Annotated in this window: 15 protein-coding genes and 1 pseudogene; 5 read left to right on the top strand and 11 right to left on the bottom strand. The window is 43.9% G+C overall.

The window, feature by feature from the left end; translation table 11 throughout:
- Positions 1-233: 233 nt before the first annotated feature.
- From QTP81_RS04205 to QTP81_RS04215, 3 genes are read right to left on the bottom strand one after another with little or no spacing between them, the layout of a single operon-like run.
- Positions 234-539 carry a hypothetical protein gene (locus QTP81_RS04205; RefSeq protein WP_289363932.1) on the bottom strand — a complete coding sequence of 102 codons (306 nt, stop codon included), beginning with the start codon at positions 537-539 and terminating at the stop codon, positions 234-236.
- A complete protein-coding gene (locus QTP81_RS04210) occupies positions 526-1,542 on the bottom strand; it encodes a hypothetical protein (RefSeq protein WP_289363934.1) in 1,017 nt (338 codons plus the stop codon). The genes QTP81_RS04205 and QTP81_RS04210 overlap by 14 nt, the downstream gene beginning before the upstream one ends.
- Complete coding sequence (locus tag QTP81_RS04215; RefSeq protein ID WP_289363935.1) at positions 1,539-1,901, bottom strand: hypothetical protein; 363 nt, start codon at positions 1,899-1,901, stop codon at positions 1,539-1,541. Before QTP81_RS04215 ends, QTP81_RS04210 begins: the two co-directional genes overlap by 4 nt.
- 206 nt (positions 1,902-2,107) lie before the next feature.
- On the opposite strand from QTP81_RS04215, the gene QTP81_RS04220 reads away from it, so the two are divergent.
- Together QTP81_RS04220 and QTP81_RS04225 are read left to right on the top strand one after the other, a co-directional pair.
- A complete protein-coding gene (locus QTP81_RS04220; RefSeq protein ID WP_289363937.1) occupies positions 2,108-2,416 on the top strand; it encodes a hypothetical protein in 309 nt (102 codons plus the stop codon).
- Positions 2,417-2,549: 133 nt separating this feature from the next.
- Complete coding sequence (locus QTP81_RS04225) at positions 2,550-3,083, top strand: hypothetical protein (protein ID WP_289363938.1); 534 nt, start codon at positions 2,550-2,552, stop codon at positions 3,081-3,083.
- On the opposite strand, the gene QTP81_RS04230 is transcribed toward QTP81_RS04225, so the two are convergent.
- The 5 genes and pseudogenes from QTP81_RS04230 to QTP81_RS04250 all read right to left on the bottom strand — a co-directional run bounded on the left by QTP81_RS04230 (position 3,080) and on the right by QTP81_RS04250 (position 7,026).
- Positions 3,080-3,406, bottom strand: a complete 327-nt coding sequence (locus tag QTP81_RS04230) for a hypothetical protein (protein ID WP_289363940.1) — start codon at positions 3,404-3,406, stop codon at positions 3,080-3,082. The two genes, QTP81_RS04225 and QTP81_RS04230, sit on opposite strands and share 4 nt — an antisense overlap.
- 46 nt (positions 3,407-3,452) lie before the next feature.
- A pseudogene (locus QTP81_RS04235) lies at positions 3,453-3,569 on the bottom strand (IS3-like element ISCps2 family transposase); the annotation flags it as partial.
- Between the two features lie 141 nt (positions 3,570-3,710).
- Complete coding sequence (locus tag QTP81_RS04240; RefSeq protein WP_353059716.1) at positions 3,711-5,279, bottom strand: tetratricopeptide repeat protein; 1,569 nt, start codon at positions 5,277-5,279, stop codon at positions 3,711-3,713.
- Between the two features lie 369 nt (positions 5,280-5,648).
- Positions 5,649-5,804 carry a hypothetical protein gene (locus QTP81_RS04245; protein WP_289363942.1) on the bottom strand — a complete coding sequence of 52 codons (156 nt, stop codon included), beginning with the start codon at positions 5,802-5,804 and terminating at the stop codon, positions 5,649-5,651.
- Positions 5,805-6,240: 436 nt separating this feature from the next.
- Positions 6,241-7,026, bottom strand: coding sequence for a substrate-binding periplasmic protein (locus tag QTP81_RS04250; protein WP_289363945.1), 786 nt, complete (start codon positions 7,024-7,026; stop codon positions 6,241-6,243).
- A 368-nt stretch (positions 7,027-7,394) separates the two neighbouring features.
- Between QTP81_RS04250 and QTP81_RS04255 the strand changes: the two genes are divergently transcribed.
- Entirely contained in the window at positions 7,395-8,150 is a 756-nt protein-coding gene (locus QTP81_RS04255) for a hypothetical protein (protein WP_289363948.1), read from the top strand.
- 130 nt (positions 8,151-8,280) lie between these two features.
- On the opposite strand, the gene QTP81_RS04260 is transcribed toward QTP81_RS04255, so the two are convergent.
- The 3 genes from QTP81_RS04260 to QTP81_RS04270 all read right to left on the bottom strand — a co-directional run bounded on the left by QTP81_RS04260 (position 8,281) and on the right by QTP81_RS04270 (position 10,402).
- A complete protein-coding gene (locus tag QTP81_RS04260; RefSeq protein WP_353059718.1) occupies positions 8,281-8,907 on the bottom strand; it encodes a substrate-binding periplasmic protein in 627 nt (208 codons plus the stop codon).
- A 126-nt stretch (positions 8,908-9,033) separates the two neighbouring features.
- On the bottom strand, positions 9,034-9,381 hold the full coding sequence (locus QTP81_RS04265; RefSeq protein ID WP_289363949.1) for a P-II family nitrogen regulator: 348 nt from the start codon (positions 9,379-9,381) through the stop codon (positions 9,034-9,036).
- Between the two features lie 13 nt (positions 9,382-9,394).
- Positions 9,395-10,402 carry a sodium-dependent bicarbonate transport family permease gene (locus QTP81_RS04270; RefSeq protein WP_289363951.1) on the bottom strand — a complete coding sequence of 336 codons (1,008 nt, stop codon included), beginning with the start codon at positions 10,400-10,402 and terminating at the stop codon, positions 9,395-9,397.
- Positions 10,403-10,778: 376 nt separating this feature from the next.
- On the opposite strand from QTP81_RS04270, the gene pflB reads away from it, so the two are divergent.
- Both pflB and pflA read left to right on the top strand, forming a co-directional pair.
- A complete protein-coding gene (gene pflB / locus QTP81_RS04275) occupies positions 10,779-13,070 on the top strand; it encodes a formate C-acetyltransferase (RefSeq protein WP_289363953.1) in 2,292 nt (763 codons plus the stop codon).
- On the top strand, positions 13,067-13,804 hold the full coding sequence (pflA, locus tag QTP81_RS04280; protein ID WP_289363955.1) for a pyruvate formate-lyase-activating protein: 738 nt from the start codon (positions 13,067-13,069) through the stop codon (positions 13,802-13,804). Before pflB ends, pflA begins: the two co-directional genes overlap by 4 nt.
- The last annotated feature ends 40 nt before the right edge of the window (positions 13,805-13,844 follow it).

Raw genomic sequence — 13,844 nt, forward strand, 5'->3', positions numbered from 1 at the left:
AGTCATCGCAAAACTCCTTTCAAATAGTTTAAAAGAAATTCTACGAGTAAGCTGTTTCATTTTAGGGGGTAGTTACATTTTATCCCAATAAAGTGGGACGGTTAGTTAACACTTATCAAGTTGTGAGCGCTAATCGTAAACAATTAAAAGACACCTATTGGAATTATTTGGTCGTAGACTTAGTAATAAAGACCATGAGATGTTTTCATTTTCGATATATCTTTGAGCTGTTGCTATGCATTACCATCGTCAGCTTGTTTTGGCGTTTTATTTTCCCTTCTTGCTTCAATCAGCTCTTTTTGTTCTTGCAGGGCGCAAAGGTTCGGGTTGGCGTTTAAGCTGTTAAGTAAATCATGTAATGATTTATTCGACTGCAGTTGTTTTTCACGCATATGGGCAACAAACTGCGCGACTGTCTGCGTATTTTCCCTGCATGTACAAACGGGTTGGTTACACCGTTTCAGCAAGGTTACGACCAATTGTGGCAAGTCTTTATCAACCGCATAAAGCTGGTTGTACAACCGCTCAATTTTGTTCATCTAACTCCTCCTGATAGGGGAAATACGTTTGACCCAGCGTACGCAGTTTATCGGGCATATTTTGCCAACCGTGTCTCTGGTGAATGTAAGCATCTAACTCATCAACTATGTGCGGTTCTAGAAAGGCCTCTTTGAGTGCCTCCCCTAGCTTGGGATGGGATTCACTCACGGCCGCTAATTTGCCATAGCCTTGGGCCATGTGCGCGAGCGCTAGCGTTATCAGGCTTTGACGCCCCAAGATGGCATGTATATCAGTGGTATCATGAGGAAATGGCACCTCGAAGGATTGATGCACATATTCGCCATCCTCAAAGCCAGCGCCGAAATTGACCCACATCGGAAGGGTAATCAGCCTGGCTGGATAGTTCCCTTGATAGCGGCGAGGTAAATCAAACATTTCCGACGGCCGCGGAGAGTCATAGTCGAACTTGGTGCGCTCAACGTCAAATGCTTGCCACTCTTCATAAAAACCAAAGCCGTCCTGTTTTTCAGAAAACGGGTGAAACACCAGCTCATTGTGCAGTACCGGCTTTCCATGCAGGATTGCGTGCTGGAATTCACTCGGCGGATTATAGCCTCGCGCTATCCAGTAAATGAGACTTTGCGGAAAGACCCACACCACATTATCGCTGCCTCGAACCATCGATACCCGATTGGCATGAAATTCAACAAGCTCATCACGAAAATAGGGCATCACATGCCTAGGGTATCGGTCCTGATAAGGGCTCACAAACAAATACTGATTTGCCACCCCATACATGGCGCCTCGCCAGCAAAACTGTGGTCCCTTTTCAATTAGGTCAGCCAGAATATTGGCATGCTTGTCACTGAGCTGGCCACGCGAATCAGGCACTTGACCTTTTTCAAACCAGCCAATGGTCTTAAAGTGCGTATCATGGGTTCGCATCATCAGGTGCTGCCCAACAATACTGCGGTCCATCAAATGGCGTGTCGGGGTAGGAATAACCGGCTGAGTATAGGCGGTATCGTTACGAAAAATCATGAACAATGATTATCCTTTTGGGCAGCGGCGAGTATCTCATTGGCTTGTGTTTGTAAATCGGTCGCTATTTGCATCGCAGTACCATAAATATAGCCATTCTCATCGCTATCGAGAACCTGCTCAGCTTGTGCTTTAATCGCTTGGTAGAGTGTTTGGTAGTAGGCATGGTAATTGACATTAGGGTTGAGTGGATGCTGATTGATAACACGTTGGGCGATAGCAAGCCCTATGCGCATATCTTGCCCCACACTGCCGCTACCTGAAAAATAGCCATGCCCTTCTCGCGATGTCGCCGTATTGCTAAATTGAGTTAACAGCTCTTCTGGTAATGCACTGAGTGCTTCAAATGTTGATGTCATGGCTCACAATACCTTTGAGGTTAGACTTTAAGCATAGCGAAATTGGCCAAAGATTAAACGACATAAAGTCACCATCGCGTGTTTTGTGTTAACGTAGTTGGGCATTATGGTGAACTAACTAACGATAGAAGCGAGCGCTAGCTTATGTATAGACCTCTCACTTTCTTTTTTCCTCGTGAGCAAACGACTGCTAGACGACTGCTAGTATGATAACCACGTTTATTGCGCTCAATCTACTATTGTTGACTTTTAGTTCACAGGCAGAGGACCGGCGCTACCCAAAAGAGTTCGAAAACGAAATCACATCGCTCAAAATGGCTGTGAAACGGTTGGTGGCAAAGGGTTTTGAAAAGGCGCTCAAAGCGCATGTACATCTACCTGATAAACACACCCCGTTTATTGCCAGAGTTTCAATTCAATTTAGTCCCTCAGGCAGCATATTATCCATGAGAGTGACAACAACACCTCACAACGTTGCTAACCAAACCGCAATCGAACAGGGTATTCGTCGATGAGCCTCGTTTGACTACGCCGCGGAGCTACTCATGATTTCGCGAAATAATGAATATGTTCAGGATATCGGATTTGGCATTGTGAGTGAAACGCCTGATGTGGTCATTGACGATGAAGATTAATAGGATAAGCAGAATGGCGCGCGCACTCACGTTTACTATGGGGCTATTTGCAATAACACCACTCTTTGTTGAAGCGCAAGCATCGCCCTTTAACGCTTGTGAAAGTCTAGAAACCCTCAAAGGCACCGTTTGTGTCGAAGTAGATGAGCATGCAGCTTCGGATACAGTGACCTTTCTTTATAAATCTAATAACGCAAGCAAGTTCACCACAACGCGAACCCTTGCTCTACAATGGGAGACCTATTGCGGGATGACGATTGCTGAAGAAGAGACCTATCTGGCTATCTGCACTGCCGCTGAGGGACATCCGGAATTCACCTTTTATCCACTCGATTATCTAATGCATGGGAGGGATATCGAGCCTTTGGGAAACTTTTTTGATTACTATTTTGTACGGCTAAAACATTTATCAGCGGATGCCAAAATGACCTATGAAGCAGAATATTCTGAAGCACCGCCACATGCGCATTGCGAAACAGAGCAAATCGGCGATGTAACTGAAGTGTTGAGTTTCAGACTTAGCCCGCAGACTACACTCAACGATTAATAGCGTTTCTCAAGACAAACTTTTTCTTGGCGAACCAGTCCATCTTTATCTTCGATGGTCCTTACAATGCAATTGTTAGCCTTTTTCTGCTGATAAGACAAATAGTTCATATACTGTTTACACGCAGGCGATTCATAGCCTTTTTTATTGCATGGGTTGTCGCCGATGAACTGAGGATATGGGATACCGTTTTTGTCTTTATGAGTATAATCAGAACTAAGTTGTGCCGAATATGCCTCGCCAACCCAAAGAATAGGTAAGGCGCACAATATCATAATTAACCTGTCCAAAGCTCTTTCTCCTAATTTAACTTGTTTGCGCAATTGATACGTTGGTCTTAACTTTTTGCACGTTTGCGTTTTTATATACACTGATCCTCAACTCTTCGCACACTTTATTATCAGCCATCCCATCTTCAGACGTTTTAAGCAAAGCCATAAGTTTAAACTCAGCAGGATACTTTTGGTATTGTTTACCTTTAGCCATTTCACACCCATTGGTGTAGCCATAAAACTAGTTAAGAGTGCCCACAGAAATGGGGCAATACAACATTGCTGACATTCAGGTTTAAAAGTTGATAAACAGACCAAAAGGTCAAAAGGGAAGCTTGGCTCATGCCTTTCAGATTTATTGAGTCAACTTTTGGTTAACTACTTCAATAAATTGAACATCATCTGGAAGGAGTGTTCCATTGCTTTGCATGGCTAACAACTGGTTCAGGCATTTTTGCCAAAACAATTTGGCCTCTGCACCCTTACCTTGTTCATCTAAAGCGCGTGCTAAATTCCAAAAACTTACTAACAAGCCGCGCTGAAAACCTGCGTCTTGTGGGTCCAGCGCAACGAGTTGTTCTCTAATGGTCAGTGCCTGCTGATAGGATTCAAGTGCTGCCTCTGTGTTACCCAACTGCAACTGGATATCGCCCAGATTGTTATACGATACCGACAAGTCATGCTGAAATCCGGCGTTTTGCGGGTCTTGTGCAACGAGTTGTTCTCTAATCGTCAGTGCCTGCTGATAGGCCTCAAGGGCAGCATTGGTATTGCCCAACTGCAACTGGATATCGCCCAGATTGTTATACAATATCGACAGGTCACGCTGAAAATCGGCATTTTGCGGGTCCAATGCCACCAGTTGCTTACTAATGGTCAGTGCCTGCTGATAGGCCTCAAGGGCAGCATCGGTATTGCCTATGCGCAGCTGGATATTGCCCAGATTGTTATACGATCCCGACAAGTCACGCTGAAATTCTGCGTCTTGTGGGTGCAGCGCAACGAGTTGTTCTCTAATGGTCAGTGCCTGCTGATAGGATTCAAGTGCTGCCTCGGTGTTACCTAACTGCAACTGGATATTGCCAATCTTGTTATACGATATCGACAAGTCACGCTGAACTCCGGCGTTTAGCGGGTATTGAGCCACCAGTTGCTTATCTATGGTCAGTGCCTGCTGATAGGCCTCAAGGGCAGCATCGGTATCGCCTATGCGCAGCTGGATATTGCCCACTCTTTGATACGATACCGATAGGTCTTGCTTATAAAGTGAGTTTTTCGGATCTAGAGCAATCAGTTGCTGTGCAATAACCAGCGATTGCTCGTAAAGTGGTAGCGCTTCTTCTGGATTTTCAGCGGCACTGCTTAAGATAACGTCGGCCTTTTGTGACAAAACAATTAATTCAGCTCGAAGATCATTTTCAGATTGTGAATCGTTGTGTGTTGATAAAGCCTCTAATAAAGCATCGATACGCTGCATAACCCTAACGCGCTCGTTACTAGGCGCGTATTTTAACATCACATCCCGTAAATCAAAATTCATGAAATTAAGGTTCTCTCGGACATTATCCAATAAGCCCTCGGCGCGGTCTCGCTGTGCTTCCGCGATACGTTGCTGCTTGAATGCGTAGGTCCCTGTCCCAACCGAGATTGCAGCCAGGAGTGTCACCCCCACAAGCCATCGTCTTAACTGTTTTGCTTTTTGTTTCTCCAATGCTAGTTGATAGGCTTTATCTCGCTGAGTGAGGTCATCGAGCGGAACGCCAATAATGCCAGCAATGACCTTAAGGAGCATCAGTTGCAGCTGATTGTCATAGTCCTTGACGATACGGGTTACTTTCTCTTTACTAAGCGTTGTTTCTTCAATGAGATGTTGTTGAAGTGCCTGGGGTGAGGTCCAACCTTGTGTTTTTCTTCCATTAATCACAACTCTAAAGTCAGCCGCTACAGGCTCTGTTCGTTGCGATGTCTGTTCGCCATTATCATCATAAATAAATTGAAGAGGCTCTGGAAAACATTCATCTTTTGTCGAGAATCCTTCTTTGATTTTCCCTTCTTCCAGACTGGTATTGGGCTCTCCATCAATGATTCCAGCAATGATTCGGTCGCTATTGCCTAGTCGTTTAAAATAAAGAATTTCATCTGCTACAAATGAGGATTCACGTGCTCTTGGTGAGCAAAGGACAATTAAAAATTGCGTATTATCTAATGCGCGAGTGATGACATTGGAAAGGTCTGCATCAGCGGGTAACGCTTCTTCATCTCTAAAGACAGGAAAGATGCGTTCAGGGATTTCTTAGCCACGGCTATTCACTTGCCCGACTAATTCCTCAGGAACTTGATAAGTCTCGATGGCTTGGTGCAGCCACGTTGCCCATTGCCTGCCAGAATCAACGTTGTCTGCATGCCGGTATGAGATAAAAGCGTGGTACTTTTTTTGTTGTTGGCTCATCACTACTTCAATTGTTTTGATTGATTTCAAGTGTAGTCAATAAGTTTGTGCTTTTACCGTTGGGTGTCAAGGTTAAAGGAAAATAAAGGAGTAACTCTCTGCAATCGGCATGTCAGCTGTCAGTCATCCAGTAAAGCCACTATGGACTGAGTTCGCTATTAAAGCTGGTTTAAGTTGCGGTCGTCTCAACGTCCGCAATACCTAGTTAGTGATCATTGAGGCGGCACAAATCTGAGCAATTTTAGCGTCCGCAAATTGTCTGTTCTTGCAAGACACGGCCGTTCTTCAGCAGCTCACATGTTGGTAATGATCAATCCGAACTGTAATTTTTAGCGCATGATAGAACTTTAGACTTGTAAATTGTGTTATCACTTTTCAAACCTAGCATTCAGAATAGTCTCGAAGTCTAGAGTTATTGAGGAATAATGGGAAAGATTCAGGCTTTAGGCACGGTTAGAATTCCATATCGAGCAAATATGATTCGTCGCAGTTGCTCAAGTTCACCTGTCGATTGCATGTCTTCAAGTAAGCTATCTACCTGAGCTACGATCCCAACATGCAATGAAGACTTTCCTATAAAAAGATGCCATCCTTGCCGCTTTATGACCGGGGAAGATAGAGAAACCAATTGGTCTTGAAGGCCTAATTGAGAGGCCTGATACTTGAACATCTCGGCTTGCTCAAGATAAAGATCAGCTCGGTTTTGTACAAGTAACTTGGGAATCACCGCAGCGTCCGCTACCTGAGTGATATTTTTTAAACCTGCTAAATTCTGCTCATGCCAGCCTGAACCCCGCATAAAGACGTGTCTCAACCCTTGCATCTGCAAAAGCTCTTCAAGCGAACGAATCGATTGAAATTCACAGAGCAATGGATGATCTTTCTTTGTATGGATTAAAAAATTCGTGGTGTAAAAAGGACTTTTAGTTTTTTCTGTATATTCTGCACGACTGTCAGTTGGTACTGTGAAAAAGCCGTCTAGTTCCGCATTTTCAACTAAACGCTGGCATCGTTTCCAAGGACAGGCGACATGATGCACCTCAAATCCCAAACGCTGAACCAATATCTCGTCAAGAAAGTCAATTTGGACACCTTTAGCTTGACGCTCTCCCATCCATGCAAATGGCGCGTAACCGTCTCCATACGCGATTTTTAAAACCTCAGAGGCCGAGACTGGCGATATAAGTATAGTCAGACAAATCAGAATAATTAGTTTGGTCATATCAGTCACTGCTACTAGTTTTTTTGGCTCTTTTACTCACCTTCTTTGTTATATCACTTGTATATTGTTCTCGCCATTTCTGTGTAGCAGCTGTTTGCAGGCTCGCTCGTCATAGGCTAGTTAACTTAGGTTAACTACTGGCTGAAATAGACGCTTTGCTAACATTAAAGTGAAAAAATAGTTAAGACAGCTACGCGCGAATATTGTCCTAAAAGCTCTAACTAAGAGGTGTAGTAGAAATGAAAGGCGATTCAATCAGTGAATATTGTTAACATTAATTTAAATTAAATTATGTGAGAATAGATTCTCATGTCAGCATAGTTAACTTAACTTTCTGAATAGTTTAAAAAAACCAGAGACATTTATTTATGCTTCTTCGTCGTTTCATGTTAAATCTTAATGAGCAAAATTGGTTAGCAGTTATCCTTGATTTAGTAGTCGTTATCTTAGGGATTTTTCTGGGTCTGCAGGTCACTGAGTGGAATAATCAACGGGTTGAAGATAACAGAAGCGTTGAATACTTAGAGCGTATTTTGATCGACTTCGATAACAATATTGAGCTTCAAGAGATACTCATCCCCGCCTTCCAAAAAAGAAGAAAACAGCTTGTTGAAACCTACCGATTTTTGCGTGCGCCTGACGACTCTGCGTATGATGAGCAGGCTTTTATTACAGGCATAAGCACGATTGAAAGGGATATCGGTATCGATATCAATATAACAACGCTGAATGAATTAATCTCTGCGGGAGATTTAAAACTGATCCAATCAGCAGAAGTTAGACTGGCTATTGGCCAACTCCTAGAAAAGTTAGACCGTATAAACTACGTGGTGTCGAGGAACAGACGAGATAGCTCGCCCGCGGTTTTTGATATTTACAAAAGAATTGATCGAGGCTACGGCAATACAGACCCCATGCTCAGTCCTCGATTTGATATCGAAGAACTTCGCCAAGACAAAGAACTTTCTGCGCTTCTTTCAATTGTTATCAATAACCAGCATGATATCGCTCGTATGCAAGTCAGACTGCATCAAGACATCATCAATTTTCGCAATATAATTGCCCGCGAATTAAACAAAGAAGTCATTCCTGAGCACGATCATACGCTAGAAATTTTGCCTTGAAAGGTACCGAGAAAATTTGAAGCCAATCGATTTAAAGTGTCAGTTAAACGTTATTAACCAGCCAAACGGCACAAGCCTCAAGTAACGAAACAAGAATCTGAAGGACGGAAAATTACTGAACTTGTCCCTGTTACTGACTTTCTAGCGAGGCTAAAACCGCATTAATCTCTATGATTGTTTGTTCCGCGTTCGCAAATTGAGTCGACAGCTTTGCGAACAAAGGAATCCTATCTAGAGCGTGTTGCTTGACCGCATCGAGCTGATATTTTTGCTGTAGTTGCTTTGTGATTGAACTATAGCCCAGCATGTATGCCGCAGGGAATTGATGCAGTTTATCAAGTGCATCTTCGTGATTTATAGCGTAAGAGACGTTTGCCGCACCATTAACAAGGGCTTCGAAGCGTCCCCCATAGGAATAACTTGATATAAGGATTAGATGCTTCCCTTTGAGGTGCTCAAATGACCCAACAGGTATGCCACCGTCGGGCCAAAACACGCTAAGCTCCATCACAAATAGCGGCTTTTCGCTGGTCAGAGCCAAATCGCTTGATACTCGCGAGTCTTTCTGACCGGCCCATAGATCGACCATACCTTGTTCAATGAATGCCAACTGACGTTTATGTGGCACGTAAATAAATTCAGGTGTTAATTTTAATTCAGTGGCGATGACTTTAAATACATCAATAAGTTGGCCAGCGGGTTGCTGATTGCGGTCAAGGAATGAATATGGCGGGGCGTCTACAAAACCAATTAATATCGATGGCGAGCATTCGCATTTGCACTAATTGCGATACACCATAAAAACAGAACGTTGAAACAGGAACGGACTATCACTACAGAACCTCATTGTATAGATGTAGTAACGATGTTATCCCTAACACTGTTATTGAGAGTTGTTCAATTCTGCATGATTAAATTTAAACTGTCGCAGAATACCAACGTCTTCTACGTACGCAATCCCAGAATAGTTGTTAAAATATTTATGTGCAACTTCTTCAACGATGGCCTCTGCCATCGCTTTGTCACTGACAATAACCTCAATTTTCACATTAGAGAAATCATCCACAACGGTTGCGCGATCAGCGGTTGATCGCTTGTTGCGACTCCCCTTACCTCCTGCAGGCGTCAGGGTATAACCTGTAGCACCGGCTTTCGTAATAATGCTACAGACTTTTTCACAAATAAGTTTTTCGGTGATGATAACGAGCTTTTCAGCAGTGTATAACGTCATAATAGCCTCACTATTAGTTATCAAAGACGATTTGCGCCAGCGCTACAAATAGCGGAATACATACTGCTATTGCCACCGGTGTACCAATACTGGTTGATGAGCCAATATACGCTGAAGGGTTAGCCGAAGGGATCGCTGAACGCAACGTCGGAGGTCCTGAAATATCGGAGCTCGAAGCTGCCATTACTGCTAACAGTACCACGCCACCCGCGCTAAACCCAACTGTGACATGAGCAATGTATCCCAAGCCAAACGCAATCAAGCCATGAGTAATAGGCGCTAACAATGCGTAAATCATATACCAGTGGGCGACGCGCTTTAATTCGTGTAAGCGCTCGTAGGCTTCCATTCCCATGATCAACAATAAAATGGATAGAAAACCTCTGAAAAGCGGCTCATAAAAGTCATCGTATACGGCTTCCGGGTTAGTGACTAAACCGAGTAACAATCCCAATATCAAAGCAGAAAGTGCGGAACCACGCAGACTATCTTTGACTATTTGCCAATAATTGACCGGTTCTTCATCTTCGTCGTTTTTACGCTTCAGATAAACATTCGCAAGCACAATGGCTAACACCAATGCTGCGATATCCATAAATGGATAAAGCGCTGGAACCCAGGCTTCGAAGACCATGTTTTCTTCGTCCAACACAACCGTGGCCGCGGCTAAAGTTGATGCACTTACCGCGCCGAATAATCCAGCGGTAGCGATACCATCCTCTTTCTTGACTGACTTGATTAACGAAAATACCGCATTGCCCAGCAGTACGACCACGATACCTATTAAGGTTGCGAAGATCAGCGGTAGCAGCATATCAGACAGCTCTGCGTTGCGGATTTCCATGCCGCCCTTTAAACCGATTTTCATCAGCAACATAAACACTATGAACTGATAAATTGCGCTTGGAATGGTTAACTTACTGCCAAATGCAGCTAATAACATGCCGCCGACAAGAAAACCGATGGTGGGTGTCTGTAATTGCGCAACTAGCCGTACGCCAAACTCAAGCAAGAAATCCATTTAAAGGGCTCTCATGCAATTTAAAATTGCGGTATTTTAACGGTTAAAGCTACATTAAGGGATAACAAAATAGTTTGTTTATCACTTATCTTTTATCAGTTTTTACCGATAATTAAAAATTTAAATATCGAAAAAACCTACCCTATAAATAATGCAATAAAGTCTCCGAAGCCCCTATACAGATGGCATTACTAAATACTCAGTCTGTCGTGTATTTGTATTAATGCTATACCGTTGGCAAAAATCGATGGTACGCGCGCAAAGTAAGTGAAAAAACCACCACAAATCGCACAGTTTTTGATAGGCATCAATATCCCGTTAGAAAAAGTGCAGTAAACTTGAAAAGATGAGCAATAACTATTTGGCGGGGTGTCCCATGGGCTCAAATAAAACGATCCAAACGACTTACTGGCAGGGCTTTCGCTTCAATAAATGGCAGGATGAAATTGATGTCCGTGATTTTATCCAACAAAATTATACACCATACTCCGGGGATGCCGCTTTTCTCTTTGGCGCTAGTGATACCACACAACGCCTGTGGCACAAGGTCTCTAAATGGATAAGTGAAGAAAACCGCCTACACGGTCCGATTGACTTTGATACCGAGATCCCCTCAACTGTGACCTCGCACGAACCAGGCTACATTGATAAGTCACTTGAAAAAATAGTCGGATTACAAACGGAGAAGCCACTTAAACGCGCGCTGATCTGTCAAGGTGGCATTCGAATGGTCGAAGAATCTTGTCGCGTGTATGGCAAGTCAATCTCTACAAGTCTCAGTCGATTTTTCCGCGAACATCGCAAAACACATAATCAAGGCGTGTTTGATGTTTATACTCCTGCTGTACGTGATTGTCGCCGCTCAGGGCTTATCACCGGTTTACCCGATGCCTATGGGCGCGGTCGCATCATTGGTGACTACCGCCGTGTTGCTTTATACGGTATTGACAGACTTATTGCCGATAAGCAAGCACAATGGCACAGTACAGAAGATGCTGTCTACGGTTGCAACAGTGAACATGACCTCGAGCAGGCATTGAGACTGCGCGAGGAGATCGCTGATCAATTGCGGGCTTTACATGAGATTCAAGCCATGGCTAGTACCTATGGATTCGATATCAGTGCGCCTGCACAAACTGCGCAACAAGCGATACAGTGGACATACTTTGCCTATCTTGCAGCCGTTAAAAGTCAAAATGGCGCGGCGATGAGTTTGGGGCGTGTATCATCGTTCTTCGATATCTATATCACCCGTGACATAGCCAATGGGGTGTTGACTGAAGAACAAGCGCAAGAATACATCGACCACTTCGTTATGAAGTTACGCATGGTTAGATTTTTACGTACACCAGAGTATGACCAACTTTTCAGTGGTGATCCAATATGGGCAACCGAATCCATTGGCGGAATGGGTCAGGACGGAAGAACACTTGTTACGAAAACAAGCTTTCGATTCCTCAACACTCTCAACACGATGGGCGCAAGCCCGGAGCCGAATATCACCGTACTTTGGTCCCCGTCTTTACCAGAGGGCTTTAAGCGCTTCTGCGCGAAAATTTCAATAGCAACATCGTCTATCCAATACGAAAACGATGATCTAATGCGTGAAGACTTTGGCTCTGATGATTACGCCATTGCGTGTTGTGTAAGTCCCATGATCATTGGCAAACAAATGCAATTTTTTGGTGCCCGGGCCAATTTGGCAAAAGCATTATTGTATGCAATTAACGGTGGTGTTGATGAAATTTCATTCGCACAAGTTTCTCCCAAACGTTCACCACTGAGCAGCAAACCACTGTGCTACAACGAAGTTCGAGAGCGGCTTGATGAGGTAATGGATTGGCTCGCACATCAATACGTTACTGCATTAAATTGTATTCACTATATGCACGACAAGTATAGCTATGAAGCTGTATCGATGGCCTTACATGATCGTGATGTCGAGCGCACAATGGCTATGGGTATAGCTGGTTTATCAATTTGTGCTGACTCACTCTCGGCGATCAAATATGCCAATGTTACCCCGCTATTCAATGCTCAAGGGGTCGCGACGGATTTTAATATTGAGGGTGACTTCCCCACATTTGGCAATAACGACCAACGCGTAGATAGCATTGCAAGTGAGTTAGTGTCGGAATTTATGACTAAAATTCGCAAGTTTGTTACCTACCGCGACGCACGACCCACTCAGTCCATTCTAACCATTACGTCAAACGTGGTGTATGGGCACAAAACCGGCAATACACCTGATGGTAGAATAGCTGGAGCCCCTTTTGCACCAGGTGCAAACCCAATGCATGGTAGAGACACCCGCGGTGCTTTAGCGTCGCTTTCTTCTGTTGCACAGCTGCCATTTAGCGATGCTCAAGATGGCATTAGTTATACCTTTTCAATCGTTCCCACCGCACTGGGAAAAACTATCGAAGCGCAAATCACCAATTTACTCGATTTGCTCGATGGTTATTTTTATCACGACGAATCTCAAGAAGGTGGGCAACACCTAAATGTTAATGTCATGGATAAAGCGATGCTTCTCGACGCAGTTGAGCATCCTGATAAGTATCCGCAGCTGACAATTAGGGTTTCGGGGTATGCGGTTCGATTCAATGCGCTAACACCAGAGCAACAACAAGATGTTATATCTCGGACATTTACTGAGAGTTTATGACTGTAAGCGGATTTATTCATTCAAAAGAGTCATTTAGCACCGTTGACGGCCCAGGAGTACGCTATGTGGTCTTTCTCCAAAGTTGTCAATTGCGCTGCTTGTATTGCGAAAACCGTGATACGTGGGATAGGCATTTGGGGACGGTCTACAGTGTCGATGCGCTCGTCGAAGATATACTCAAATATCGACAGTATATTCAACCGCATGGCGGAGTAACCGTTTCAGGTGGTGAGCCGACATTACAGCTTCCTTTCATTATCGAGTTGTTTAAACGTTGTCAGGCACTGGGGATTCATACTGCACTGGATACCAATGGCTACATCCACAAACCCGATGCACAAGTACTAGAGCTCTTGGAAGTAACGGATTTGGTATTGCTTGATATTAAGGCCATGTCCAATCCACTCCATGTTGAATTAACCTCGGTCAATAATCATGACATATTGAAATTCGCTCAGTTTCTTGGCGAGCACCAGCAACCAATGTGGATACGCCATGTTGTGGTTCCAGGTTATACGGACACGATTGAAAACATTAGTGCTCTTGCAGCGTTTATTCAAACCTTAACAGGGGTCGAGCAAGTCGAGCTATTGCCGTATCACGAGCTGGGCAAACACAAATGGGCGCCCTATACAGACAAATATCCTCTTGAGGGTACCCCTACTCCTGATAAACAAACTATGCAAAAGCTAACGAATTATTTGCTGGACCGAAAAATCCCCGCGTTATTCTAACTGGGCAATCGAAAAGCCATGATCTCAATCAATAAACCGA

It is taken from the genome of Neoalteromonas arenosi, from assembly GCF_030362855.1.
In the GTDB taxonomy this organism is placed as follows: Bacteria; Pseudomonadota; Gammaproteobacteria; order Enterobacterales; family Alteromonadaceae; genus Alteromonas_E; species Alteromonas_E arenosi.

Coding starts and splice junctions, on each gene's coding strand:
- QTP81_RS04265 (WP_289363949.1), bottom strand. CDS start 9,381: ATGACGTTATACACTGCTGAAAAGCTCGTTATCATCACCGAAAAACTT.
- QTP81_RS04245 (WP_289363942.1), bottom strand. CDS start 5,804: ATGAGCCAACAACAAAAAAAGTACCACGCTTTTATCTCATACCGGCAT.
- QTP81_RS04205 (WP_289363932.1), bottom strand. CDS start 539: ATGAACAAAATTGAGCGGTTGTACAACCAGCTTTATGCGGTTGATAAA.
- QTP81_RS04220 (WP_289363937.1), top strand. CDS start 2,108: ATGATAACCACGTTTATTGCGCTCAATCTACTATTGTTGACTTTTAGT.
- pflA (WP_289363955.1), top strand. CDS start 13,067: ATGACTGTAAGCGGATTTATTCATTCAAAAGAGTCATTTAGCACCGTT.
- QTP81_RS04225 (WP_289363938.1), top strand. CDS start 2,550: ATGGCGCGCGCACTCACGTTTACTATGGGGCTATTTGCAATAACACCA.
- QTP81_RS04270 (WP_289363951.1), bottom strand. CDS start 10,402: ATGGATTTCTTGCTTGAGTTTGGCGTACGGCTAGTTGCGCAATTACAG.
- QTP81_RS04255 (WP_289363948.1), top strand. CDS start 7,395: ATGCTTCTTCGTCGTTTCATGTTAAATCTTAATGAGCAAAATTGGTTA.
- QTP81_RS04250 (WP_289363945.1), bottom strand. CDS start 7,026: ATGACCAAACTAATTATTCTGATTTGTCTGACTATACTTATATCGCCA.
- QTP81_RS04215 (WP_289363935.1), bottom strand. CDS start 1,901: ATGACATCAACATTTGAAGCACTCAGTGCATTACCAGAAGAGCTGTTA.
- pflB (WP_289363953.1), top strand. CDS start 10,779: ATGGGCTCAAATAAAACGATCCAAACGACTTACTGGCAGGGCTTTCGC.
- QTP81_RS04210 (WP_289363934.1), bottom strand. CDS start 1,542: ATGATTTTTCGTAACGATACCGCCTATACTCAGCCGGTTATTCCTACC.